Annotated in this window: 19 protein-coding genes and 2 tRNA genes; all 21 read right to left on the bottom strand. The window is 40.6% G+C overall.

Annotated features, from left to right (window positions below):
- Positions 1 to 819, bottom strand: a complete 819-nt coding sequence (locus LQE94_RS15210) for a metal ABC transporter permease (RefSeq protein WP_117991614.1) — start codon at positions 817 to 819, stop codon at positions 1 to 3.
- Entirely contained in the window at positions 816 to 1583 is a 768-nt protein-coding gene (locus tag LQE94_RS15205; protein WP_118724853.1) for a metal ABC transporter ATP-binding protein, read from the bottom strand. Before LQE94_RS15205 ends, LQE94_RS15210 begins: the two co-directional genes overlap by 4 nt.
- Positions 1583 to 2674: a metal ABC transporter substrate-binding protein gene (locus LQE94_RS15200; RefSeq protein ID WP_442920074.1), complete on the bottom strand. Its 1092-nt coding sequence runs from the start codon at positions 2672 to 2674 to the stop codon at positions 1583 to 1585. Before LQE94_RS15200 ends, LQE94_RS15205 begins: the two co-directional genes overlap by 1 nt.
- Positions 2661 to 3149, bottom strand: coding sequence for a dihydrofolate reductase (locus LQE94_RS15195; RefSeq protein ID WP_240578083.1), 489 nt, complete (start codon positions 3147 to 3149; stop codon positions 2661 to 2663). The genes LQE94_RS15200 and LQE94_RS15195 overlap by 14 nt, the downstream gene beginning before the upstream one ends.
- Positions 3150 to 3162: 13 nt before the next feature.
- Entirely contained in the window at positions 3163 to 4011 is an 849-nt protein-coding gene (gene thyA / locus LQE94_RS15190; RefSeq protein WP_022074442.1) for a thymidylate synthase, read from the bottom strand.
- Between the two features lie 234 nt (positions 4012 to 4245).
- The gene (locus tag LQE94_RS15185; protein WP_240578082.1) at positions 4246 to 5529 is read right to left on the bottom strand and encodes a homoserine dehydrogenase; all 1284 of its coding nucleotides are present in this window, start codon (positions 5527 to 5529) and stop codon (positions 4246 to 4248) included.
- A 251-nt stretch (positions 5530 to 5780) separates the two neighbouring features.
- Positions 5781 to 5853 (bottom strand) — tRNA-Gly (locus tag LQE94_RS15180).
- Between the two features lie 102 nt (positions 5854 to 5955).
- Positions 5956 to 6618: an HAD family hydrolase gene (locus LQE94_RS15175; protein ID WP_118724857.1), complete on the bottom strand. Its 663-nt coding sequence runs from the start codon at positions 6616 to 6618 to the stop codon at positions 5956 to 5958.
- A 1-nt stretch (position 6619) separates the two neighbouring features.
- Complete coding sequence (locus LQE94_RS15170) at positions 6620 to 7564, bottom strand: PD-(D/E)XK nuclease family transposase (RefSeq protein WP_118724858.1); 945 nt, start codon at positions 7562 to 7564, stop codon at positions 6620 to 6622.
- Positions 7565 to 7798: 234 nt separating this feature from the next.
- Positions 7799 to 7871: transfer RNA gene (locus tag LQE94_RS15165), tRNA-Gly, on the bottom strand.
- Positions 7872 to 7974: 103 nt separating this feature from the next.
- Positions 7975 to 9774, bottom strand: coding sequence for an aspartate--tRNA ligase (gene aspS / locus LQE94_RS15160; protein WP_240578081.1), 1800 nt, complete (start codon positions 9772 to 9774; stop codon positions 7975 to 7977).
- Between the two features lie 32 nt (positions 9775 to 9806).
- Positions 9807 to 11057, bottom strand: coding sequence for a histidine--tRNA ligase (hisS, locus tag LQE94_RS15155; RefSeq protein ID WP_118737774.1), 1251 nt, complete (start codon positions 11055 to 11057; stop codon positions 9807 to 9809).
- A gap of 149 nt (positions 11058 to 11206) precedes the next feature.
- Positions 11207 to 12643, bottom strand: coding sequence for a coproporphyrinogen dehydrogenase HemZ (gene hemZ, locus LQE94_RS15150; protein ID WP_240578080.1), 1437 nt, complete (start codon positions 12641 to 12643; stop codon positions 11207 to 11209).
- Between the two features lie 44 nt (positions 12644 to 12687).
- A complete protein-coding gene (locus tag LQE94_RS15145) occupies positions 12688 to 13308 on the bottom strand; it encodes an MBL fold metallo-hydrolase (protein WP_240578079.1) in 621 nt (206 codons plus the stop codon).
- 69 nt (positions 13309 to 13377) lie between these two features.
- Entirely contained in the window at positions 13378 to 15681 is a 2304-nt protein-coding gene (locus LQE94_RS15140; protein WP_240578078.1) for a RelA/SpoT family protein, read from the bottom strand.
- A 119-nt stretch (positions 15682 to 15800) separates the two neighbouring features.
- Complete coding sequence (gene recJ, locus LQE94_RS15135) at positions 15801 to 17522, bottom strand: single-stranded-DNA-specific exonuclease RecJ (RefSeq protein ID WP_240578077.1); 1722 nt, start codon at positions 17520 to 17522, stop codon at positions 15801 to 15803.
- Between the two features lie 68 nt (positions 17523 to 17590).
- Positions 17591 to 19855: a protein translocase subunit SecD gene (secD, locus tag LQE94_RS15130; RefSeq protein ID WP_240578076.1), complete on the bottom strand. Its 2265-nt coding sequence runs from the start codon at positions 19853 to 19855 to the stop codon at positions 17591 to 17593.
- Positions 19842 to 21263 (bottom strand): thioether cross-link-forming SCIFF peptide maturase, encoded by a 1422-nt coding sequence (gene scfB, locus LQE94_RS15125; protein WP_022075673.1) that lies wholly within the window; start codon positions 21261 to 21263, stop codon positions 19842 to 19844. Before scfB ends, secD begins: the two co-directional genes overlap by 14 nt.
- 131 nt (positions 21264 to 21394) lie before the next feature.
- Positions 21395 to 21538 carry a six-cysteine ranthipeptide SCIFF gene (scfA, locus tag LQE94_RS15120; RefSeq protein ID WP_008369659.1) on the bottom strand — a complete coding sequence of 48 codons (144 nt, stop codon included), beginning with the start codon at positions 21536 to 21538 and terminating at the stop codon, positions 21395 to 21397.
- Between the two features lie 133 nt (positions 21539 to 21671).
- On the bottom strand, positions 21672 to 22058 hold the full coding sequence (locus tag LQE94_RS15115; RefSeq protein WP_240578075.1) for a TIGR04086 family membrane protein: 387 nt from the start codon (positions 22056 to 22058) through the stop codon (positions 21672 to 21674).
- Positions 22059 to 22138: 80 nt separating this feature from the next.
- Complete coding sequence (gene spoVT / locus LQE94_RS15110; protein ID WP_022075675.1) at positions 22139 to 22684, bottom strand: stage V sporulation protein T; 546 nt, start codon at positions 22682 to 22684, stop codon at positions 22139 to 22141.
- Positions 22685 to 22850 lie beyond the last annotated feature (166 nt).

Here is a 22850-nt window from a genome sequence, read left to right as displayed (position 1 = left end):
TTATTTTCGCTGTCTGATAAATCCGATTATTGTATAAATACCGAGAAATGCCAGATTTACAACAACCACACTGGCTCCTGCCGGAGTTGCAAAAAAGTATGACACCGAAATACCAATGCAGAAGCACACAACAGAAATAATCGCTGAATTTACAATCACTCCTCGAAATGTCTTGCAGACTCGCATAGATGTAAGTGCCGGAAATATAATTAAACTGGAAATCAGCAATGTTCCCATCATTCTCATTCCGAGCACGATTGTCACAGCTGTCAGGACTGCGATCAATGTATTATATAAATCAGCTTTCACACCTGTTGCTTTTGCAAATATTTCATCAAATGTAATCGCAAATATTTTATTATAGAAAAATATATACAACAATAATACGACTACCGATAAAATCACACTCATGCGGACATCCTCTGCACTCATTGCCAGAATACTTCCAAACATGTAATTGTAAACATCTGTATTCATTCCTGTTGTCATGGATATTACCATAACACCGATTGCAAGTGCACTGGTAGAAATCAGTGCAATCGCCGAATCACCTTTGAGCACACTGCTACTGTTCACCCTAAGAAGAAGTATCGCCGCAATGATCACGACCGGAATTGCGACCGCCAGCGGTGCTACATTTAACGCTGCTGCAACTGCAAGTGCGCCAAATCCCACATGCGACAAGCCATCACCTATCATCGAATACCTCTTTAATACCAGGCTCACACCCAAAAGTGCGGAACATAAAGAGACCAGAATTCCTACTGTAAACGCCCTCACCATAAATGGATAGGAGAGCATCTCAATCATTGTATTCATGACTTATCTCCCCCTTCCATCTGTTTCAGACGTTCCTCTACTACCGCTTCCTGAACATCAATCTGTCCACTTTTAATATATTGTCTGCCGACAGCACTCTTCTTATAATCCTCTGTCGTCCCGAAAAACCTTGCATTTTCCTGCAAATGTAAAATGTGTGTTGCATCTCGAAGTGCACTTTCAATATCATGAGAGACCATCACAACAGCAATCCCTGACTTCTGATTTATCTCTTTGATCAGTTGATAAAACTCTGCTGTCACGATTGGATCAAGCCCTGTCACCGGCTCATCCAGAAGAAGAAGCTTCTTTGTCGCACACAAAGCTCTTGCGAGCAGAACTCTCTGCTTCTGTCCGCCGGACAAATCTCGAAAACAACTTCTTGCAAGGTCATCGATTCCTAAAAGCTGCATATTTTCTTTTGCCCGCCTCTTATCCTCTGCTTTGTAAAATGGATGAAAACCACGTCCATTTAACCGTCCTGACAATACTACTTCATACACACTTGCCGGAAAATCCTTCTGCACATCATTTTGCTGTGGAAGGTACCCAATCTCTCTTTGAAGCAATCCATCTCCGAAAATAATTTTCCCCTTCGACGGACTCTTTAACCCCAAAAGACTCTTGACTAAAGTACTCTTTCCGGAACCATTCTCCCCGACAATACAAAGATAATCCCCTTGATCCATCTGAAATGATAAATCCTCAATGACTGTCTGACCTTCGTATGCAATTGATATATTTTCACATTGAATCAAAGCCATTATCTCAAAGCCTCCTTTAACGTTTCTACATTTTCTTTCATTAAATCCAAATAAGTTACTCCCGCTTCAAACTGCTTAGCACTAATATTATGACTGCTGTAAAATACTCTCACCGGAACATCACACGCCTCCGCAATCGCATTTGCAATATTATCATTACTAAGCTCCATCTTCAGCACGACCGGGATATGTTCTTCTTTCACCTTATTAATCAGAAATGCCATCGTTGCCGCACTTGGTTCTGTATCTGATGCACAACCCGAAAATGCTGCATAATAATCCAGTCCATACTCTGCCGCAAAATATCGAAATGGGAAACGGTCTCCAAACAAGAGTGTATGATTCTTCGCATTTTCCACTACATCGCGAAACGCTGTATCCAGCTCCTTTAACTGTGTCTCATACGCTTCTGCATTATCTTTGTATGTCTGTCCATGCTCTGAATCCAAAGAACATAATTCCTCTGTGATATGCTCTACAATGTCAATCGCATTGCCCGGTGATGTCCAGACATGCTCATCCATCGTGTGTACATGCTCATTATGCTCTTCTTCCGTTTCTTCGGCAGAATGAAGAAAATGTTCCTCTTCATCGTGGCTCTCCTCTTCCTCATCTTCATGAGAATGCCCACGCTCTTCTTTCATTCCTTCCACATGCTCTTCTGCAAGAATATTTCCAACACAATCTACCAGACGAAGTCTCTTCACATCTTCCATCTCCGGTGATTCCAAAATATCTTCCACCCACTCGTCATTCTCTCCGCCGACATAAATAAACAAGTCTGCATTCTGGATTGCAATGATATCCTGTGGTGTTGGTTCGTAAGAATGTGTTTCCTCTCCTGGTTTCAAAAGCATGGTAAGTGACACATTGTCTCCCGCTATCTGCCGTACAAAATCGTACTGCGGGAAAATAGTTGTCACAACCCGAAGTTTCTTCTGGTCTTTTTGAAGATTTTCTTCTCTATTACCACCTGCTGTGCAGCCACATAATCCACTGACCAGAAATACGATTGTACAGAGTATACTCACACCTCTGAATATAAAATTTCTTTTCTTCTTTTTATTTCTTTTTTGATTATTTACGTTCATATTTTGCGAATACATATTCCAAATCAAAACAAGTCTGCTCCTCACTGACCTCCGTCATCTCCCAATCATCCATCTGATCCAGATTTGGGAAATACGTATCTGCTGCATATACATGATCGATCTTTGTGATATACGCTGTATCACAATATGGGATCAGCATCTCGTAAATGCTTCCTCCTCCGATTACATACAGCTCATTTGAATCATATTTTTTTAATTCTTCCAACAATTCTTCTTTTGTATGCACAATAATCGCATCTTTTACCTTATAAGAACGGTTCTCTGTCAACACGATATTAACTCTGTTCTTAAGAGGCAGCCCGTTTGGGAAGCTTTCCAAAGTTTTTCTTCCCATTACAACAACATGTCCCATTGTCTTCTCTCTGAAAAACTTCATATCCGCCGGAATACTTGTTAAAAGTCTGTTTTTATTTCCTATTGCCCAGTTTGCATCTACTGCTGCTATTGCATTCATTATCTAAAACCTCCTACACTGCTATCGGAATATTTTTTATCTGTGGATGCGTTTCATAATTATCCAGTCTTACATCATCCGGTGTGAAATCGTAAAAATCTTTTACTTCCGGATTTAACCAGAATGTCGGTGCCGGAAGCGGCTCTCTTGATATCAGTTCCTTAATAAGCGGCACGTGTCTGTCATAAATATGTGCATCTGCAATGACATGTACAAATTCTCCTACCTTCATATCACAAACCTGTGCCAGCATGTGTAAAAGAACTGCATACTGACAAACGTTCCAGTTATTTGCTGCCAGAACATCCTGAGAACGCTGGTTGAGGATTCCATTCAAAGTAAGCTTATCGCTTCCCGCTTCCTTTGTCACATTGAATGTCATACTGTATGCACATGGATAAAGATTCATCTCATGCAGATCCTGATGTACATAAATATTAGTCATAATACGACGACTGTACGGATTGTTCTTCAAATCATAGATCACGCGGTCCACCTGATCCATCATTCCTTCTTTATACTGATGTTTCACCTGCATCTGATATCCGTATGCTTTTCCGATTGAGCCGTCCTCATCCGCCCAACTGTCCCAGATATGACTGTTCAAATCATGGATATTGTTCGACTTTTTCTGCCAGATCCAGAGAAGCTCATCTGTACAACTCTTAATTCCTGTTCTTCTCAGTGTCAGCGCCGGAAATTCTTTCGATAAATCATATCGATTTACCACACCAAACTTTTTAATCGTATAAGCAGATGTGCCGTCCTCCCACACCGGACGCACTTTCTCGCCTTCTGTACTTGTCCCGTTCTCTATAATATCCTTACACATATCGATAAATACTTTATCTGCATAACTCATTATAAACTTCCTCCTTTGGCCTCTTCACATGAATAAGGCTCACAGAAAAACATCTACTTGCTATGGTGTTTTTCTGTGAGCGCAGCTTTTTGTTGCTATACATTCGCTAGCTTGCTATATTAAGTTATAACACAGTTTTTTCTTTTTGTAAATAAATCTCACGAAGAAGTTTGTTTTAACTAACCATTTTTACCCAAAAGCAAATTCTTTATTTATCTTAAGTTTTATAATCTCCTAATATTCTCGGATCACACTGCTGATTTCAAAAATATTTTCAATATCTCTCAACTGTTCCAGTGCATTTTTCAAATAATCTTCTCTCACCTTATCTGTCACGATAACAAGCTCGGCCTGATTGCCTTTTATATGCTTCTGAACAACTCTTGCAATACTTACGCCATGACTTCCAAATACAGTTGCAATACTTGCCAGCACACCCGGCTGGTTCTTCACCTGCATACGAAGGAAAAACTTATTTTCTACCTCATCAAACTTTTTGATCGGCGTTTCTCTATAACATGTACAACTGATTCGGCCATTGCATCCATACTCAATATTTCTGGCAACATCAATGATATCTCCCATAACTGCACTTGCTGTAGGAAGCTCTCCTGCTCCACGTCCGTAGAACATTGCATCATCTACTGCATCTCCATGTACAAATACCGCATTAAAAGAATCTCTTACGGATGCCAGAGGATGCTCTTTATTCAACAGCATCGGATAGACCCCGACTTCAATTCCGCCCTCAGTATTATGTGCAACACCAAGTAATTTGATCACGCTGTCAAATTCTTTTGCATATGCAATATCATCTGCAGTAATCTTTGTGATTCCTTCTGTATAGACATCGTCAAATACAACCCTTGAATGAAATGCGATCGACGCCATGATCGCAACCTTACGTCCTGCATCCAGACCTTCTACATCTGCTGTCGGATCAGCCTCCGCATATCCAAGCTCCGTAGCCTTAGCCAGTGCTTCTTCAAAGCTCATGTTCTCTTCAAACATCTTTGTTAAAATATAATTTGTCGTACCATTTACAATACCGATCACTTCATCGATCTCATTTCCCGCAAGACATTGCTTCAATGGTCGGATAATCGGAATTCCGCCTGCCACTGCCGCCTCAAACAACAAATCGCAATGCTTTTCTTCCGCAGCATCCAACAACTCTTTTCCATATGCAGCTAAGAGATCCTTATTTGCCGTCACAACATGCTTTCCTGCATGCAATGCTTCAAGTATCATCGTTCTCGCCGGTTCAATCCCACCCATCACTTCTACGACAATCTGAATTTCCGGATCATTTATAATCTCCTGCCAATTGTCTGTCAAAAGCGAAGCATCGATACCTTCACGTTGCTTGTTCAGATTATGGACAAGGATCTTGCTTACTTCCATCTCTGCTCCAATTGTCCGTACCATCACATCCGCACGACGCTGAATTAATTTATAAACACCAGTACCAACTGTACCAACTCCTAATAGTGCTACTTTTATCTTTTTTGTATTCATGTTTTCCTCTCCTGACTACTATAAATACTTTGCAAGGTCTTGTAAAACCGTTAATACTTTAATACTTTACTCTAATGCATTTTGTGTATTGTAACACAGGTATTTTAAAAATACTAGTACAATTTTTAAAAAGTTGTTATAGAAAGCCGGTTAGGGACGGGGTTTTCTGGCTCTTTTACAGCAACTGTGACCAGCTGCAATGTTCCAGATAAAACAAAAGAGCAATGCTTTTGCATTGCTCTTAATAAGAGAGCGACAGACGGGGTTCGAACCCGCGACCCCGACCTTGGCAAGGTCGTACTCTACCAGCTGAGCCACTGTCGCATATGTTAGTTGTTCTACATCAGAACAATAACTACTATACACGATACAGACTCTGTTGTCAACTCTTTTTTTCATTTTGTATATCTGAATTTTTCTTTATTTTTATGACAATTTCTTCAATTCATCTAAATACCGGATTACATCATACAAAGACTCCAATGTTTGTGTACAAACTGCCTTTGTTTCTTCGGTCGGCTCGTCCATATCCGGAACCATAACAACCTGACATCCCGCTGCATTTGCAGCACGTATCCCATTATAGCTGTCTTCAATTACAAGACATTCTCCCGGCTCAAGGCCAAGCAATTCTGCCGCCTTCAAAAATACATCCGGAGCAGGCTTACCATTCTTAACCTCGCGTCCACATACTGTCGCATCAAATTGCAGTGGCAGATTTCCTTTTTCAAAATATATTTCCACTCGCTCCCTCTGTGTTGATGTTGCAAGTGCTGTTTTTATATGATTTTCTTTTAAGTAGCTAAAAATTTCTCTGACACCAGGCTTTAATGGTGTTCCATGCTCGTCCAAATGCTGCATCAGCATTTCTAATCTCGCACCTCTTGCTTCATCATAATCCACCTCGTCTCCAAACCATTCGTGAAATAAATTTCTCGCCACGTCCGCAGTTCTTCCTCGAAGCATTCCGATTCGTTCATCTGTCAAAGCGATTTGATATCTCGCTGCTACCTTCTTCCATCCTTTTGCGTTGATACGCTCTGTATCAAAAATCACGCCATCCATATCAAATAATACTGCTTTTATCATTCTATTCTCCAATAACCTTATCTACAGTTTCAACTGATATATGAAGTTCTTCCGATATTTGTTCATTACTTAATCCTTGATTTTTTAATCTAAATACATTACGTGCTAATTCAATCCCTGCTTCTCTTCCAATCTCCATCGCTCTTTCTTCTATCCCTTCACTCAAATTACACATTATCTTCACATCCTCCTCTAATGATTTTTCCATGGGAATATGATACTCATTTTCTAAAATATCAATTTTTTCATACACGCCTAACTTTTCCGACAATAATGTTCCTAAAAATCGATGCAATTCATGATTCTCATCTTTTTTTGGCAGTTTTTCAGCAATTCCAATCATAATGATATTTAATAATTCAATCTTTCCTTTCCAGTTGTGTTGTCCAATAATCACATCATTCATCAGATGAATATGATTCATACTATCTTCTTTCATATTCATGCACACCCAAATAGAGTATACCTTCTTAATATTATTATAATTGCTACCTTTAAAATCTCGATTCTTTTGCGATGAAATCATTCTACTAACATAAAAGATTGCTCGATTTAAGATATCATAATCTGTAGGTTCTTTTTTCTGAGCTTCAATGTTTATAATTATCTGTGAAATTTCGTCTCGGATATGCACATAAAAAATAATATCAAATCGTACATATCCTGCATAAATTTCTGAATTTTCCGTGTTCATTCCTACAATTTCATTTTCATTCGCCCCAACACTCTTATTTGTAAGCCCTGACTCTATCGGAACCTTACTAATAAGCGGCTCTCCTTCAATTAGATGTACTACCTCTTCAGGTCGCATTCCCTGAAATTCTTCTACTGACTTTACCAAAATATTTGCAAGTACAATTTTATGTCCTAATAATTTCTTAGCACACTCGTCATACTGTGCTTTAATATCGGTTGACAATACAGTATTTTTCAACTCTGTATTCATTTTTTCTCCTCCTTTTTGCAGGAGGTACTTTTCTATCTTCCATCTTCGTACTCTCCTGGCTTTACATTTGTTTTGGTATTAAAGCATAGATTTCCGAAATGTGATTAGAATATAGATGGTGCATCGCACCTTAGAATTCAAATAGAAATATGCTTTTTGACATTTTAACATATTCAATCACAAAATTGCAATAAAAAAGAAGCAGCACCTTCGCACCACTCCTCCTCAAAAGAGAGCGACAGACGGGGTTCGAACCCGCGACCCCGACCTTGGCAAGGTCGTACTCTACCAGCTGAGCCACTGTCGCATATACAGTTCTTTGTCAGAACAAAATATACTATACACGACTTTTCTCCGTCTGTCAACACTATTTTTCTATTTTTTTATATTTTTCGAAATTTTTCTATTATTTATTCTTCAACACTTTCTTCCGGTCTCAACTCCAGCCCCAACTCAGCAAGCTGTTTATCATCAGCCTGACTAGGTGCATTTGTCATAAGACATGAAGCATCTTTTACTTTCGGGAATGCCATTACGTCACGAATGCTGTCTACTTTTGCCATCAGCATAACCAGACGGTCCAGACCATAAGCAAGTCCGGCGTGAGGCGGTACTCCGTATTTGAATGCATCTAACAAGAATGAGAACTGACGATAAGCCTCTTCTTTTGTAAATCCAAGCACTTCAAACATCTTCTCCTGAATATCGTTCTGATGGATTCGGATACTTCCTCCACCAATCTCATTACCATTCAATGTAATATCATATGCTTTCGCACGAACGCGTCCCGGATCTGTGTCGATATACTGCCAGTCTTCTTCCATTGGCATTGTAAATGGATGATGCATTGCTGTATAACGATTCTGCTCCTCGCTCCACTCAAGAAGTGGAAATTCTGTAATCCACAGGAATTTGTATTCATTTTTATCCAAAAGTTCTAACTGACGGGCAAGTTCCAGACGTAATGCCCCTAAAACATCCCATACAACCTTATTCTTGTCTGCTGCGAAAAGAAGAAGGTCTCCGTTTTCTCCGTCCATTGCTTTGATCAGATTCTGCATCTCTTCTTCGCTCATAAATTTAGCAAATGAAGATTTTACAGTTCCGTCTTCCTGGATTGCGATATAAGCAAGTCCTTTTGCGCCATAATCTTTTGCAAAGCTTACAAGCTTATCAATCTTCTTACGAGGCATTGAGCCCTGACCTTTGGCATTGATACCGCGAACAGTTCCGCCATTCTCAATAGCACCTTTAAATACAACAAATTCACTGTCTTTTACTGTCTCTGTCACATTTACAAGTTCCATACCAAAACGGATATCCGGTTTATCAGAACCGAAACGGTCCATCGCTTCCTGCCATGTCATTCTCTGAATCGGAAGCTCTACATCAATATCAAGAACCTCTTTAAACAATTTAGCAAGAAGTCTTTCATTGATATCCATAACATCTTCTTCATCTACAAAAGAAAGCTCCATATCGATCTGTGTAAATTCAGGCTGTCTGTCTGCACGTAAATCCTCGTCACGGAAACATTTTGCAATCTGGAAATAACGATCATATCCAGAACACATCAAAAGCTGTTTGTACAGCTGAGGTGACTGTGGAAGTCCATAGAAGCTTCCCGGATGAATACGGCTAGGTACAAGATAATCTCTTGCTCCTTCCGGTGTAGTCTTACCAAGGATTGGTGTTTCAATCTCAAGGAATCCCTCATCTGCAAGGAACTGACGAGTCAGTGTTGCAATCTTACTTCTCATCATTAAATTGCGCTGAAGATCCGGTCTTCTCAAATCCAGATAACGATATTTCAAACGTAACTCCTCTTTTGTTTTAGAGTTCTCCTCAATTTGGAACGGAGGTGTCTCGGACTCAGATAAAATTCTCATCTGTTCCGGAATCACTTCGATTTCTCCTGTTGCAAGATTCTCATTCACTGCACCTGAACGTTTTTCAACCTTACCTACGATTGCTACTACATATTCAGAACGAAGACTTGCTGCTCTTGCGATTAAATCCGCATCACATGAACCATCTTCAAATACCACCTGAATAATTCCTGAACGGTCACGTACATCAACGAATACAAGGCCTCCTTTATTACGATTCTTCTGAACCCATCCCATAATTGTAACTGTCTCTCCGACATTAGCCGCGGAAAGCTCGCCACAACGATGTGTACGATGTAATCCCTGCATTGATTCTGCCATTACTTTGTTCCTCTTTTCTTCTTGTTTTTATATTATCTGTTGAAAACTTCTACGATTTCTTCATATCCCTGCTGCTGCAGCTGCTCTTTCTGGAATTTCTTATTCTTCTTCATATTCAGAAGCATGATCTGTTTTCCTGCAGCACGCTCAGCTTTTGCAGCCTCTAATACTTCCAGGATTTTTTCCTGTGGAAGCTTTTTCTCAAGCAAATATGCTTTTTTCACCTTCGTTGTCGGGATCTTGTATCCACGTTCCAAAAGCAGCATAACAATACGCTCAAATCCAATTGAAAATCCAACCGCCGGTGTATCCTGACCAGTAAACTTACCGATCATCTCATCATAACGTCCGCCGCCTCCGACAGAGCCGCCGAACTCGTCCATTGAAATCTCAAAAATTGTTCCTGTATAATAAGACATACCTCTTACAAGTGTTGGATCAAAGCTCATCTTAAACTCAGCCTCTTTCGCACTTTCTACACTTGTAATGATCATCTCCAGCGACTGTGCCGCTTCTTCCGGGAGATACCCAGCCAGTTTCTCTTTACACCAGCGTACGCCCTCGACATCGTTCGTAATCTCTTTAAAAATCTGGAGATATTTTTCGACTGATTCTTTCGCATAGCCATTTTCCTCTAACTCCTTCTGAACTCCATCCAGACCAATCTTGTCCATCTTATCCAGAGTAATGAATACGCTGTCATAATCCTTCTCTTCAAATCCGCTGTATGCAGCCATTGCTTTTAAGAATCGGCGGTCATTGATACGGATTGTAAAGTTATGAAAATCAAGTTTTCCAAGCAATGTAGATGTTGCCAGGATCAACTCAATCTCAGCCAGATTAGACGGCTCGCCCAAAATATCAATATCGCACTGCATAAACTGACGGAAACGACCTCTTTGTGGACGGTCAGCTCTCCATACATTCCCCATCTGAAGTGCCTTAAATGGTGCCGGCAATTCATTTGCATTATTGGAATAATATCTTGAAAGCGGAACAGTTAAGTCATAACGAAGCCCGCCATCTACCAAGTCAATTTCCTCTTTTGCCTGATCGATCTTCAGTTTCTCACCACGTTTTAAAATCTTGAAGATCAATTTTTCATTGTCTCCTCCCTGCTTACTGCAAAGATTCTCAATATGTTCTACACATGGTGTCTCAATTCTGGAAAATCCAAATGACTTGTAAGTCTCCTGGATCAATCCAATTACATAATCCCGGATTTCCATCTCTTCCGGCATCATGTCCTTCATACCTGTAACTGGTTTCTTCTTTAATGCCATGTATTTATTCTCCTTTTTATCAAAATCTATATCATGAAGAGTCTGTCTGCAGAAGGACAAGACTTTCAACTTTTCTCTTCATCTCGCCTTTACTGCCGGTATTCCCCTACTTTCACCTCTCACTATTATAGTTTTTGTGTTATAGTATGTCAATTGCTTTTCCGTTTGATCATCTCATCAATACGAGCAATATACTCTTCAATATTCTTTACATTTTCTATACGGATCAGATTTGTTTCTTTTCCATTTTCTGTCTTAATTTTTTCAGGTAACACAATCTTTGTTGTTGCGCCTGCCCCGGCTGCATAAATAGTTTGTTTTTCTTCCATAATCAGTATATTGTAAATTCCTGCTTTATCGGCTTTTGCATAACCGACATTTTCGAAATTACCCGCAATATTTTTCTGTCTATATAAATAATACGGAACTAATCCAAGCTTTTCTGCCGTTTTTGCCGCGTCCTCTACCATCTCTGTGATTTCTGTGTGCAAATCTCTCACCGGCTGTTCCTGTGCCATTCTGGCAGCACGTTTAATTGCCAAAGAATGTACTGTCAGACTATCCGGAGATAATTCTTCAATCTGACGAAGTGTATCTCTCATATCTTCTGCATTTTCTCCCGGAAGCCCTGCAATAAGGTCCATATTAATGTTGTCAAATCCCAGTTCTCTTGCGAGATGGAAAATATCCTTCACGGCCTGAACGGTATGTTTTCTTCCCACAAGATCCAACGTTTTCTGCTGCATTGTCTGCGGATTGACCGAAATACGTGTCACCGGATGGCTGCATATCACTTCCAGTTTTTCTTTCGTAATACTGTCAGGCCTTCCCGCTTCCACCGTATATTCCAAAAGCTCTGCGCCACGTTCTTCATTTAAGAATAACTCGTCAACCACATTTAACAATTTTTCCAATTGCTTGGCTGTAAGAGTTGTCGGCGTTCCTCCTCCGATATAAATCGTATTGAGCGTCTTTCCTTCTGTCTCTTTTGCGATATGGTGAAGCTCTATACAAAGTGCCTTCAGATAATCATCCATACGTGGACTCCACACATCGATTGGTGAAGAACTAAATGAACAATAAGAGCAGATGCTTGGGCAAAATGGAATCCCGACATACAAACTGAAGCCATTTAGATAATCCAGTTTGCTAAGCAATGCCTTCTCTCTGCATGCAATATCAACAGCCAGCCCTGCTTTCTTCTCTGACACGCAATACACTTCCTGTAAAAATGCTTTTGCCTGTGCTTCGTTCATTCCATTTTCCATCTGGTGCATTGCAAGTTTTGTCGGGCGAACTCCTGTAAGCATTCCCCACGCCATCTCCTGCCCTGTCTTTTCAGATAAAAACCGGTACACCATTTTCGTTACTATTTTTTTCTTTTCCTGTGCATCTTCCTTCTTTTGATTCTCCTCAAACTCCTTCGCATCCAGCAAAAAACAAGAGCCGTCATCCAGCTCAATCCGGACCAACGGTTCTTGCTCTGCATCGACACATTGTTTGATTTCCGCATTTGGGAAAAATGCTTTCGTTATATGATATAAGTTATAAGTATATAATGTTTCTTTACATTGAATTTGAATCATTCTGTTAATCAATGCCCCCTGTTAAACAATTCGTATCTTAGCATTTAAATGAACGGATTATGTTTCCGCTCATATCCAATTGTCGTTTCTTCCATATGTCCAGGATAAACCATCGTATCTTCCGGTAGCACGATCAGTTTATCTCTCACCGCTCTTACAAGCTGTGAGCTACTTCCGGTTGGAAAATCGGTTCTCCCGATTGATGCGCAGAACAAACTGTCACCGCTAAAAAGCACCTCTTCTTCTGCAATATAATAACAGCATCCGCCAGCTGTATGTCCCGGCGTCTCGATTACTTTTATCTTCATGCCGGCAATCTCCAGTTCCTCTCCATCACGCACATATGTTGCATCAGAAAATGTATATCCTCCGCCATATGCCGCAGACAAATTCAGCCTTGCATCCTGTAATATCTCTTGTTCCTTCTCAGACGCATACACCGGCACCTTAAAATTCTCACGCACACCGTCAATTCCCATAATATGGTCAAAATGTCCATGTGTCAGAAGGATTGCTTTCAAGCTCAATCCTTCTGTTTCTATATAAGATATAACATTCTTGTCACAAACTGCCGGGTCTACAATAAAACACTCTTTTGTATTCTCATTGCTTACCACATAGCAGTTCGTCCCAATCATGCCTATCACAAATTTCTTAATTCTCATGTCTTCCTCCTACACAAACTACCCCTCATTTTTCCCAATGATTCGCATTCATGCGTTTACACCTTTCTATTAGCTGGCTGTCCTCTCGATGTCCAGTACGCCTTCCACCTGACGAAGCTTATCGATCACTCTGTTCAGCTCATCTCTTCCATGTACGATAAATCCCATATCTAATGTAGCTGTTCCTTTTTTACTTGTACGCACATTCATGGATTTTACATCCAGCTTTGCTTCTGTAAATATCTTTGAAATATCCATCAAAAGACCCTGTCTGTCATGTGCATACATCTTCAGCTCCGCAAGATACTGACCGCCATTATCACCTGCGCCTTCCCATTCAGCATCGATCAGACGCTCACGCTCTGCCGCAGACAAATGAAGCATATTCACACAATCTGTACGATGGATAGACATACCACGACCACGGGTCACAAAACCAACAATCTCATCTCCCGGAACCGGATTGCAGCATTTCGAAAAACGCACTGCCATATCATCGATTCCTTTGACAATAATCCCACTCTTCGATTTTGCAATATGAACCTTCTGAGATGGCACTCCTGATAATGTCTCCAAAATCGTCTCGTCTGTAATCTCTTTTTTGTGATCCTTCTGATATTCTTCCATCAAACGGTTCACAACCTGACCCTCTTTGAGTCCTCCATGGCCGATTGCCGCCAGCACAGACTCCCAGTCACGGAATCCATATTTTTGCTGCACGATCTGTAAATATTTTGGTTTGCTGATATCTGCCAGATTGATTGCTTTTGCCTTACAGTATGCTGCGATCAGCTCTCGTCCACGAACAATATTCTCTTCCTTAAACTCTTTCTTAAACCATTGGTTGATTTTGCTCTTTGCCTGTGTACTCTTTACAATATTCAGCCAATCCCTGCTTGGCCCCTTCGAATTCTGTGACGTCAATATCTCAATACGGTCACCATTCTGAATCTTATAATCAATGTTTACAAGCTTTCCATTCACTCGTGCTCCGACCATCTTATTGCCGACTGCACTATGGATTGCATACGCAAAATCCACAGGTGTAGAACCATTCGGCAGATTCTTCACATCTCCATTCGGAGTGAAGCAGTACACATCTTCTGTAAAGAGATCCAAATCACCTTTCAACAGGCTTAAAAATTCTCTGTTATCTGACATATCACGCTGCCACTCCAGAATCTGACGCAGCCAGCTCAACTTCTCTTCTTCCTGATTCTTTGCTACACCCTTCGTTCCGTCTCCGCTCTCTTTATATTTCCAATGAGCAGCAATACCATACTCAGCAGTTTTATGCATCTCTTCTGTACGGATCTGAATCTCAAACGGCTGTCCGGATGGTCCGATCAAAGTCGTATGAAGAGACTGATACATGTTTGCCTTCGGCATCGCAATATAATCCTTAAATCTTCCCGGAACCGGTGTATACATTTCATGGATCACACCCAGAGCTGCATAACAGTCCTTTACCGTATCAACAATAATACGGACCGCAAACAAATCGTAAATCTGATCCAATGTCTTGTTCTGATTTACCATCTTCTTATAAATACTGAAGAAATGCTTTACTCTTCCGTACACCTTCGCTTTGATGTTTGCATTCTCCATATGCTTTGACACTTCCGCAACAATCTGTTGCACAAACTCTTCGCGCTTTGTCTTACGTTCATTGAGATCTCTTACCAGCTGATAATACACTTCCGGATTCGAATACTTCAATGAAAGGTCATCCAACTCAATCTTAATCTTTGAAATACCAAGACGCTGTGCGATCGGTGCATAAATATCCATCGTCTCACGCGCCTTCTCCTGCTGCTTGGCCGGTGTCATAAATTCCAATGTACGCATATTATGCAGACGGTCTGCTAGTTTGATAATAATGACACGAATATCCTTCGCCATAGCCAGAAACATCTTACGCAGGTTCTCTGCCTGGACTTCCAGCTTATCTTTTGAATAAGACAATTGTCCCAGTTTTGTAACACCATCTACAAGAAGAGCCACCTCTGAGCCGAATTCTCTCGTAATATCATCCAGTGTCATCACGGTATCTTCCACGACATCATGAAGCATTCCTGCAACGATCGTCTCTTTATCCATCTCAAGGTCTGCCAGGATAATCCCTACCCACAAAGGATGAATGATGTATGGTTCACCTGACTTTCTAAACTGCTCCTTATGTGCTTCACTTGCAATCTTATAAGCCTTTTCAATCAATGAAATATCTGCAGACGGATGATATTTCGTCACTCTGGCAATCAATGCCTGATATAACTTTTCCGGGTCTTGATAATCTTCCGGATTTTTGACGGCATGACCATCAACAATCTCCAAATTTTTATTCAACAATTGATATTCTAATGTCCCTGCCATCAAAATTCCCCCTTTTGTTCTCATTTGTAATATGCATATATGTAAATAGTATAGCATTTTTTTCAAAATTGTAAATAATCTGTTTTTTCCAGCTTATCAAGTATTTTTTAAGCCAAAGCTTACTTTGAAGGATTATAATTCTGAACTACCATTTGAATCGTTCTTTCACCTCGAAATTCATTAATTGACGGATAATAAGTAAATGCCATCGTTTCACTTTGCTCAATTGTTTCCAGACATGCTTCTACATCACCAAAACAAATCGCATCCATTTCATACCCGTCTTTGTCCTGCACCTTGAACTTTAATACGTTTTTATTCTTTCCGATAATGCGAGGATCGATCACCTTCAGATTTTTCTCTGCAAATAAGGGTTTTGGATTTCCCTTGCCAAATGGTTCCAAAAGCTCCAGTTCCTGAATCAGACTTTCATTCACATATCGAAGTGGAAGCTGCATATCAATCGAAATTTTTTCTGTCAGATCATCCTCTGTCAGATTTGCACATTCATTGATCGACTCTCGGAAGCGTTCCACATTTTCTTCTTTCAAAGATAATCCGGCTGCCAGCTTATGTCCTCCGAATTTTGTAAACAATGCCCTGCATTTATTCATTTCTTCAAACATATTATAAGCCTCAATTGAGCGACCGGACCCCTTCACATCCTCTTCGCCCTGTGTCAGCACAAATACCGGACGATAATATTTCTCACGGATACGCCCCGCAATGATACCGGCTATACTTTCATGACAGTCCGGCAAATAGACAACCAGCACCTTATCTTCTTTTAATGAAGTATTTTCAATCAAATCAACAGCCTGTTCCACTCCTTTTTCTGTCATTTCCTTTCGGCTGTCATTGAGTGCTTTCAAATCTTCCGCAAGCATCACCGCTTCTCTTCTTGTCTTTGCATTTAACAAATTCAAAGCTCTCTTCGCTGTATCCAGACGTCCGCCTGCGTTGATGCACGGTCCAATCACAAATCCGATGTGATATGCATTCAAAGAATCCACCGGCACACCGGTACATTCCATCAATGCTTTCAAGCCTTCATTGCTCGTTCTCTTAAGCATTTCTAATCCCTGCTTTACGAAAATGCGATTTTCTCCGGTCAAATCCATCACATCACCAATCGTCGCAATCGCAACATTTTCCATCAAATAATCAACATCTTCCGCATCCTTTTGCATCACACCATAAAGAGCTTCTATCAGCTTATAAGAAACCGCAGCCCCGCACAGTCCTTTAAATGGATACGGACAATCTTCCCTGTGCGGGTCTATCACCGCATCTGCATGTGGTAATAAATACTCTTTTCCGTCCCCGACATCTATATAAGGTACTTCATGATGATCCGTCACAATGATCGTTAAGCCTTGCTGCTTGCCATATTCGATTTCATCCATCGCCGCAATGCCATTGTCGCAAGTTATGATTGTGTCAATCCCATCTTCAATTGCACGATCGATCAACGTTTTATTCAGCCCATATCCATCCTTGATTCTGTCCGGGATATCCGTATCGACATCCCCGCCAAGATTCGAGATCCCTTCCTGTAAAATATATGTCGCATTGACACCATCAATATCATAGTCTCCTATTACACGGATTGGATCATTTGCCTGGATTTTTTCTTTTAATATTGTGACTGCCTTATCCATATCTTTCATTAACATCCCATCATACAGATCGGCTATCGTTCCATTTAGATAAAACTCAATTTCATCCTTTGTTACCATCTCACGATTTCGGATCAGGCGTGCAAGAATCGGAGAAATCTGAAACATTTCACCAATCTGATAAAAATCCGCCTTCTTCATCGTCACAAACCATTTCTCCATCTTCCGTCCCCTTTTCATTTTCAAAAAAGGACAGACATGAAACTCATGCCTATCCCTTTTATCATTTTCTATTTTCTTCCGGCCTTCTTAACACCGATTTTTGTCTTCATTACATACCAGAGTGCACCTGTAATACATACAGAAGAATAAGCACCACAAATAATACCAACCATCAGAGGAAGGGCAAATTCACGAATAGAGCTTACACCCATGATATATAAAACAGCTACCATAACAAATGTAGTAAGTGATGTATAAACACTTCGTGTCAATGTCAAAGTAATACATTTATTTACCAGCTCATCCAGCTGTGTTCCACGTTTCTTTGTTTTCAGTTCCTCACGGATACGGTCGAAAATAACAATTGTCGCATTGATTGAATATCCGACAATTGTCAGCATACATGCGATAAATGTATTACCTACCGATACTCTTGCAATCGCATAGAAACCTAATACGATCAGCACATCATGGAGCAATGCCAACACTGCACTTGTTGCGAAACGTACATCTTTAAATCTAAACCAGATATAAAGCAGCATACAGATTGTTGCAATGATAACTGCTACAATGGCATCTCTTCTCATCTCTGAGCTTACTGTAGAACTGATATTCTCTGTTGCGATCTCATTCTCATCCACTCCAAAGTTATCAGCCATTACTTTATTAAATGCCTCACGTTTTTCCAGATTCAGTGTCTGTGTCTTAAAGATTACCTGATTAGAATCCTGTACCTTCTGAACCTGAACATTCTTATCTCCGACAGCATCTTCAATCAACGGAACGATATTCTGGTCGATTTCTTCCAATGTATAATCCTTATCAAATGTCACTGTAGATGATGTACCACCCATAAACTCAAGACTGTAGTTGAGCGCACCATTTCCTTTTCCTTCGTTTACACCGATTGCAACAAATCCAAGCACGATAAGTGCAATTGAAATTGTAAAGAAAATCTTTTTCTTCCCGAGGAAGTTGATTGGTTTTCTCTCTTCCTTTACACGTCCGTATACTTTTGGATTACGGATTCCGATTGCATAGAATGAATATACAATTACTTTTGTAATTACCAAAGCAGTAAACATAGACAGCACGATACCAAGTGCCAATGTCTGTGCAAATCCTTTTACAGTACCGCTACCTCTAAGCCATAATACGGCAGCAGCGATCAGGGTTGTAATATTACCATCCAGAATTGCAGACATTGCTTTCTGGAATCCGGCATTTAACGAAACTTTTACAGATTTTCCTGATGAAAGTTCTTCCTTCACACGTGCGAAAATAATAACGTTCGCATCTACCGCCATACCGATACCAAGGATGATACCTGCGATACCAGGCAATGTCAAAGTAATGTCAAATGCATTCAGTGCCACCAGTACCAGACCTGTATAGATCAACAGTGCAAGACCTGCGGCAAAACCCGGAAGCAGATATACCCAGCACATAAATACAAATACGATTGCCAGACCGATCGCACCGGCCTTCAAGCTTGAGCTGATTGCTTCTTCACCAAGCTGTGCTCCTACAACGTTAGAACGCAGCTCTTCCAGTTCCAGATTCAATCCACCGATACGGATTGTAGAGGCAAGCTGGTCAGCTTCTTCATAAGACATGCTTCCTGAAATCTGGGCACGTCCATCAGAAATAACTGCTTTTACATTCGGCACACTAACAAATGCTCCATCATAATAAATACCGATGCTCTGTCCTGCCTCTTTTGCAACTTTCGTAGCTGCTGCAAATTTCTCTGTACCTTCTTTTGTAAACTCAAGGTCGACAACATTTTCCTTTGAACCTGTTGTACTGTCTGTATATGCACCTGCCGTAGCTGTTTTCACATCAGAACCTGTCAACACGATAGAACCATCTTCCTGCAACTCTTCAATTGTCTTGTTAAGCTGGAAATCTGTTCCTGCATCACCTGTAGTGCCCACTCTAGTATAGTTTTCTGAACCATCGCTTCCTGTCTGTGCGATAAAATACAGAGAACCCGGCTGTCCAAGTTCATCTAAAATCTTATTAGCATCTGTCACCCCAGGAATCTCGATACTGATTCGGTTATCGCCTTCCTGGTAAACACTTGCCTCTGTACTATACTGCTCCACACGCTTCTGAAGTTTATAAATCGTATCCGCCATATCTTCATCTGACGGAGTATCACCTTTTACCTGATAAGTGATGCTGACACCACCTTCCAGATCAAGACCAAGATTAATATTCTTAGCTGCTCCGGAATGTCCTTTTCCAAGACCAATCGTTGTAGTCACACCGAGAAGTGCCATCAATGCTACGATTGCGATCAGACTCAGGATCCCTTTACGCTTCTTCATGTCCTTCCATCCTTTCTTCATCTGCCAATGCAGCCTTAATCATGATTGCACATTCGACTCTCTTTCTCTCCATCTCACAGCTCACTTCATATGTATCATTGATTGTGTTATGGAACTTGTATGAATTTGCCATACATCCGCCACTGCAATAGAATCTTGCAAAACAATTCTTACAGCTTTCCTTAGAATAAACACTACATCCGCGGAACTCATCTGCAATCTCAGGTTTTGTAATGCCCTCGTCAACATTTCCCATCAGGAACTCTTCCTGACCTACAAACTGATGACATGGGTAAAGGTCTCCCCAAGGAGTAACTGCCAGATATTCTGTTCCTGAACCACAGCCCGACAAACGTTTTGCCACACAAGGACCGCCTTCCAGATCAAGCATAAAGTGGAAGAAATTAAACCCTTTTCCTGAACGCTCTCTTTCTACCATCATCTTCGCCAGCTTATCATACTCGTCAAAAATCTGTGGCAGATCCTCTTTCTGGATTGCGTAATCTTCTGTATCGTCGCCAACTACAGGCTCGATAGAAATCTGTTTGAATCCTAAATCAGCAAAATGCATTACATCTTCTGAGAAGTCCAGATTATTTCTTGTAAATGTTCCTCTTATATAATACTTCTCCTGATTTCTGCTGTCTGCTAACTTCTGGTACTTCGGAACGACCAGATCGTAGCTTCCCTTTCCATTTCTAAACGGACGCATATGATCATGGATTTCTTTTCTTCCATCCAGACTCATTACAACGTTATCCATCTCTTTGTTAACAAATTCCTGAACCTCATCGTTGAGCAGGACACCGTTTGTTGTCAAAGTAAAACGGAAATGCTTATCATACTGTTTCTCAAGCTCTCTTCCGTAAGCAACCAGGTCTTTTACAACCTGCCAGTTCATAAGAGGCTCTCCACCAAAGAAATCGACTTCCAGATTTCTTCTGCTTCCCGAATTCGCAATCAGGAAATCTAATGCCTTCTTACCTACTTCGTAAGACATCAGCGCTCTTCTTCCATGATATTCGCCTTCTTCTGCAAAACAATACTTACAAGCCAGATTACAGTCATGTGCAATATGAAGGCACAATGCTTTTACTACTGTCTTTCTCTTCTTAACTTCCCCAATGTAAGATTCGTAAATATCTCTTGTAAATAACTGACCTGCTTCTGTCAGTTCAATAACTGCTTCCAGAATCTCCTTCAGCTCGTCTTCTGAATACTTGCTTCCAAGTTCTTCTTTCAAATGTGCAAATGTCTCTTCGCTTTTCAGCGTATCCGGAGTGTGAAATGTATTCTCCGCCTCCAGACAGGCAATGACATCATACGCTTCCTGATCCACAACATGAACAGAACCACTATTCACATCAAGAACAATGTTATATCCATTATTTTGGTACTGATGTATCACAATGATACCTCGCTTTCTATTATTATCCTAACATATTAAAGGCAGCGACCTAAGGCCGCTGCCTAGCCATCCCGCGCATCACCTACGCTGCAAATGTGTATCTCACACATCTTTCTCTCAATGGATTCGAATTATTTGCTGTGCTCACATGTCTGGTTTCCTACTGTACAAGAAGTCTTGCAAGCAGACTGACATGATGTCTGGCATTCTCCACATCCACCTTTTTTCACTGTATTGTTCAATGTCTGAGTATTCAATGTTTTGATATGTTTCATCGTTATCTCCTCCTACTATTTCTGCTCTTTGGCAGTTATACTTTCACTTCATAGGATTATACCACAATGACGTTGGATTTAAAAGAGTTTTTTCATAATTTCTTATGCTTCATAATTTCTTATGGTTTTCCATTTACGCCAGCATTCCTCCAAGCAATCCCCCTCCAAGACACAAAAACATCACAGTAACTACATTTCCCCCACCGTTTTTCAACGAATGATATATGCCTAAAGAGACGATCAATAGTAACATAAAATAACCTGCTCCAACGAGCATTCCCCACCAAAACTTTCGTACCCGATTCCATTTTCCAATCATAAATCCACCTACAAATGTTGATAGCAAATAAATTGTCATCACCGCAATCGTCACCTGCTTCTCTTCCAGATTCAATTTGTAGGCAAACAACGCCAAAAGAAGCAGCAGGATTCCCGTCACTACATATGCACACAAAAGTGACTTCAATATCCACACTGCTTCTTTTTGTATATCTGGTTTTTGATCCTTACGATTCTCCATTCCCCACACCTCCACACCTGCAATTCTATGCTATGCATTCTTATACATTATATGTCGGCCGGTAATGTTCCATTACATTTTTACTGCTCCATCTGCCTTCCCAAAAATCCGGCAGCACACTCTATCAGTTTCTGTTCCATTTCCCCAAATTTACGTTTTTTATCGCGATTTAGAAACACAATACCTCCGATTACATCTCCGTTACATAATATCGGACAGATTGCTTCCCCTTCATACTCGCCCATTTTATCCACTACCATAATAAATTGCTTTTCCCCCGGCACAGCCAGAAGCACTTCCCTTCTTTGAAGCTGCTCTCCCAACATCTTACTAATATATTGTTCCTCAAACTCCTTCTTTCCATTTCCCGCTGCCGCCACAACCTGGTCATGATCTGTGATACATACTATACAATTCAAAACATTTGACAGACTTTCCGCATATTGCTTCGCCACAATTCCCAGCTCCCCAACCGGAGAGTATTTCTTCAATATCACTTCTCCCTCTCTATCCGTAAATATTTCCAGCGGGTCTCCTTCCCTGATTCTAAGTGTTCTCCTTATCTCTTTCGGAATCACAATTCTTCCAAGATCATCAATTCTCCGTACAATTCCTGTTGCTTTCATACATCTATCAACCTCCTGTATTATACCTATATTTCCATATTCTGCGTTGTATGGATAGTATGTGGAAATATTGGAGGTTTTATACACAAGTCAAAAAGGTGTCAGTTAGGGAGGAGTGCCAGTTGGGGACGGAGTTTAGTGGCTTTTTTGCTCGCAAAAAAGCCAC

This window comes from Mediterraneibacter sp. NSJ-151 (assembly GCF_022487435.1).
Taxonomy (GTDB): Bacteria; Bacillota; Clostridia; order Lachnospirales; family Lachnospiraceae; genus Schaedlerella; species Schaedlerella hominis.
Note: the sequence above shows the minus strand (reverse complement) of the source record. Positions and strands in the feature narration are given on the sequence as shown.

Bases quoted from the DNA above. Each gene is read 5' to 3' on its own strand.
- LQE94_RS15145 (WP_240578079.1), bottom strand. From the start codon at position 13,308: ATGAGAATTAAGAAATTTGTGATAGGCATGATTGGGACGAACTGCTAT.
- LQE94_RS15170 (WP_118724858.1), bottom strand. From the start codon at position 7,564: ATGAATACAGAGTTGAAAAATACTGTATTGTCAACCGATATTAAAGCA.
- LQE94_RS15205 (WP_118724853.1), bottom strand. From the start codon at position 1,583: ATGGCTTTGATTCAATGTGAAAATATATCAATTGCATACGAAGGTCAG.
- hisS (WP_118737774.1), bottom strand. From the start codon at position 11,057: ATGGCATTAAAGAAGAAACCAGTTACAGGTATGAAGGACATGATGCCG.
- recJ (WP_240578077.1), bottom strand. From the start codon at position 17,522: ATGGAGAAATGGTTTGTGACGATGAAGAAGGCGGATTTTTATCAGATT.
- aspS (WP_240578081.1), bottom strand. From the start codon at position 9,774: ATGGCAGAATCAATGCAGGGATTACATCGTACACATCGTTGTGGCGAG.
- LQE94_RS15115 (WP_240578075.1), bottom strand. From the start codon at position 22,058: ATGGAGAATCGTAAGGATCAAAAACCAGATATACAAAAAGAAGCAGTG.
- LQE94_RS15200 (WP_442920074.1), bottom strand. From the start codon at position 2,674: ATGAACGTAAATAATCAAAAAAGAAATAAAAAGAAGAAAAGAAATTTT.
- hemZ (WP_240578080.1), bottom strand. From the start codon at position 12,643: ATGATTCAAATTCAATGTAAAGAAACATTATATACTTATAACTTATAT.
- LQE94_RS15185 (WP_240578082.1), bottom strand. From the start codon at position 5,529: ATGAATACAAAAAAGATAAAAGTAGCACTATTAGGAGTTGGTACAGTT.
- LQE94_RS15140 (WP_240578078.1), bottom strand. From the start codon at position 15,681: ATGGCAGGGACATTAGAATATCAATTGTTGAATAAAAATTTGGAGATT.
- LQE94_RS15210 (WP_117991614.1), bottom strand. From the start codon at position 819: ATGAATACAATGATTGAGATGCTCTCCTATCCATTTATGGTGAGGGCG.
- LQE94_RS15195 (WP_240578083.1), bottom strand. From the start codon at position 3,149: ATGAATGCAATAGCAGCAGTAGATGCAAACTGGGCAATAGGAAATAAA.
- scfA (WP_008369659.1), bottom strand. From the start codon at position 21,538: ATGAAACATATCAAAACATTGAATACTCAGACATTGAACAATACAGTG.
- LQE94_RS15175 (WP_118724857.1), bottom strand. From the start codon at position 6,618: ATGATAAAAGCAGTATTATTTGATATGGATGGCGTGATTTTTGATACA.
- thyA (WP_022074442.1), bottom strand. From the start codon at position 4,011: ATGAGTTATGCAGATAAAGTATTTATCGATATGTGTAAGGATATTATA.
- spoVT (WP_022075675.1), bottom strand. From the start codon at position 22,684: ATGAAAGCAACAGGAATTGTACGGAGAATTGATGATCTTGGAAGAATT.
- secD (WP_240578076.1), bottom strand. From the start codon at position 19,855: ATGAAGAAGCGTAAAGGGATCCTGAGTCTGATCGCAATCGTAGCATTG.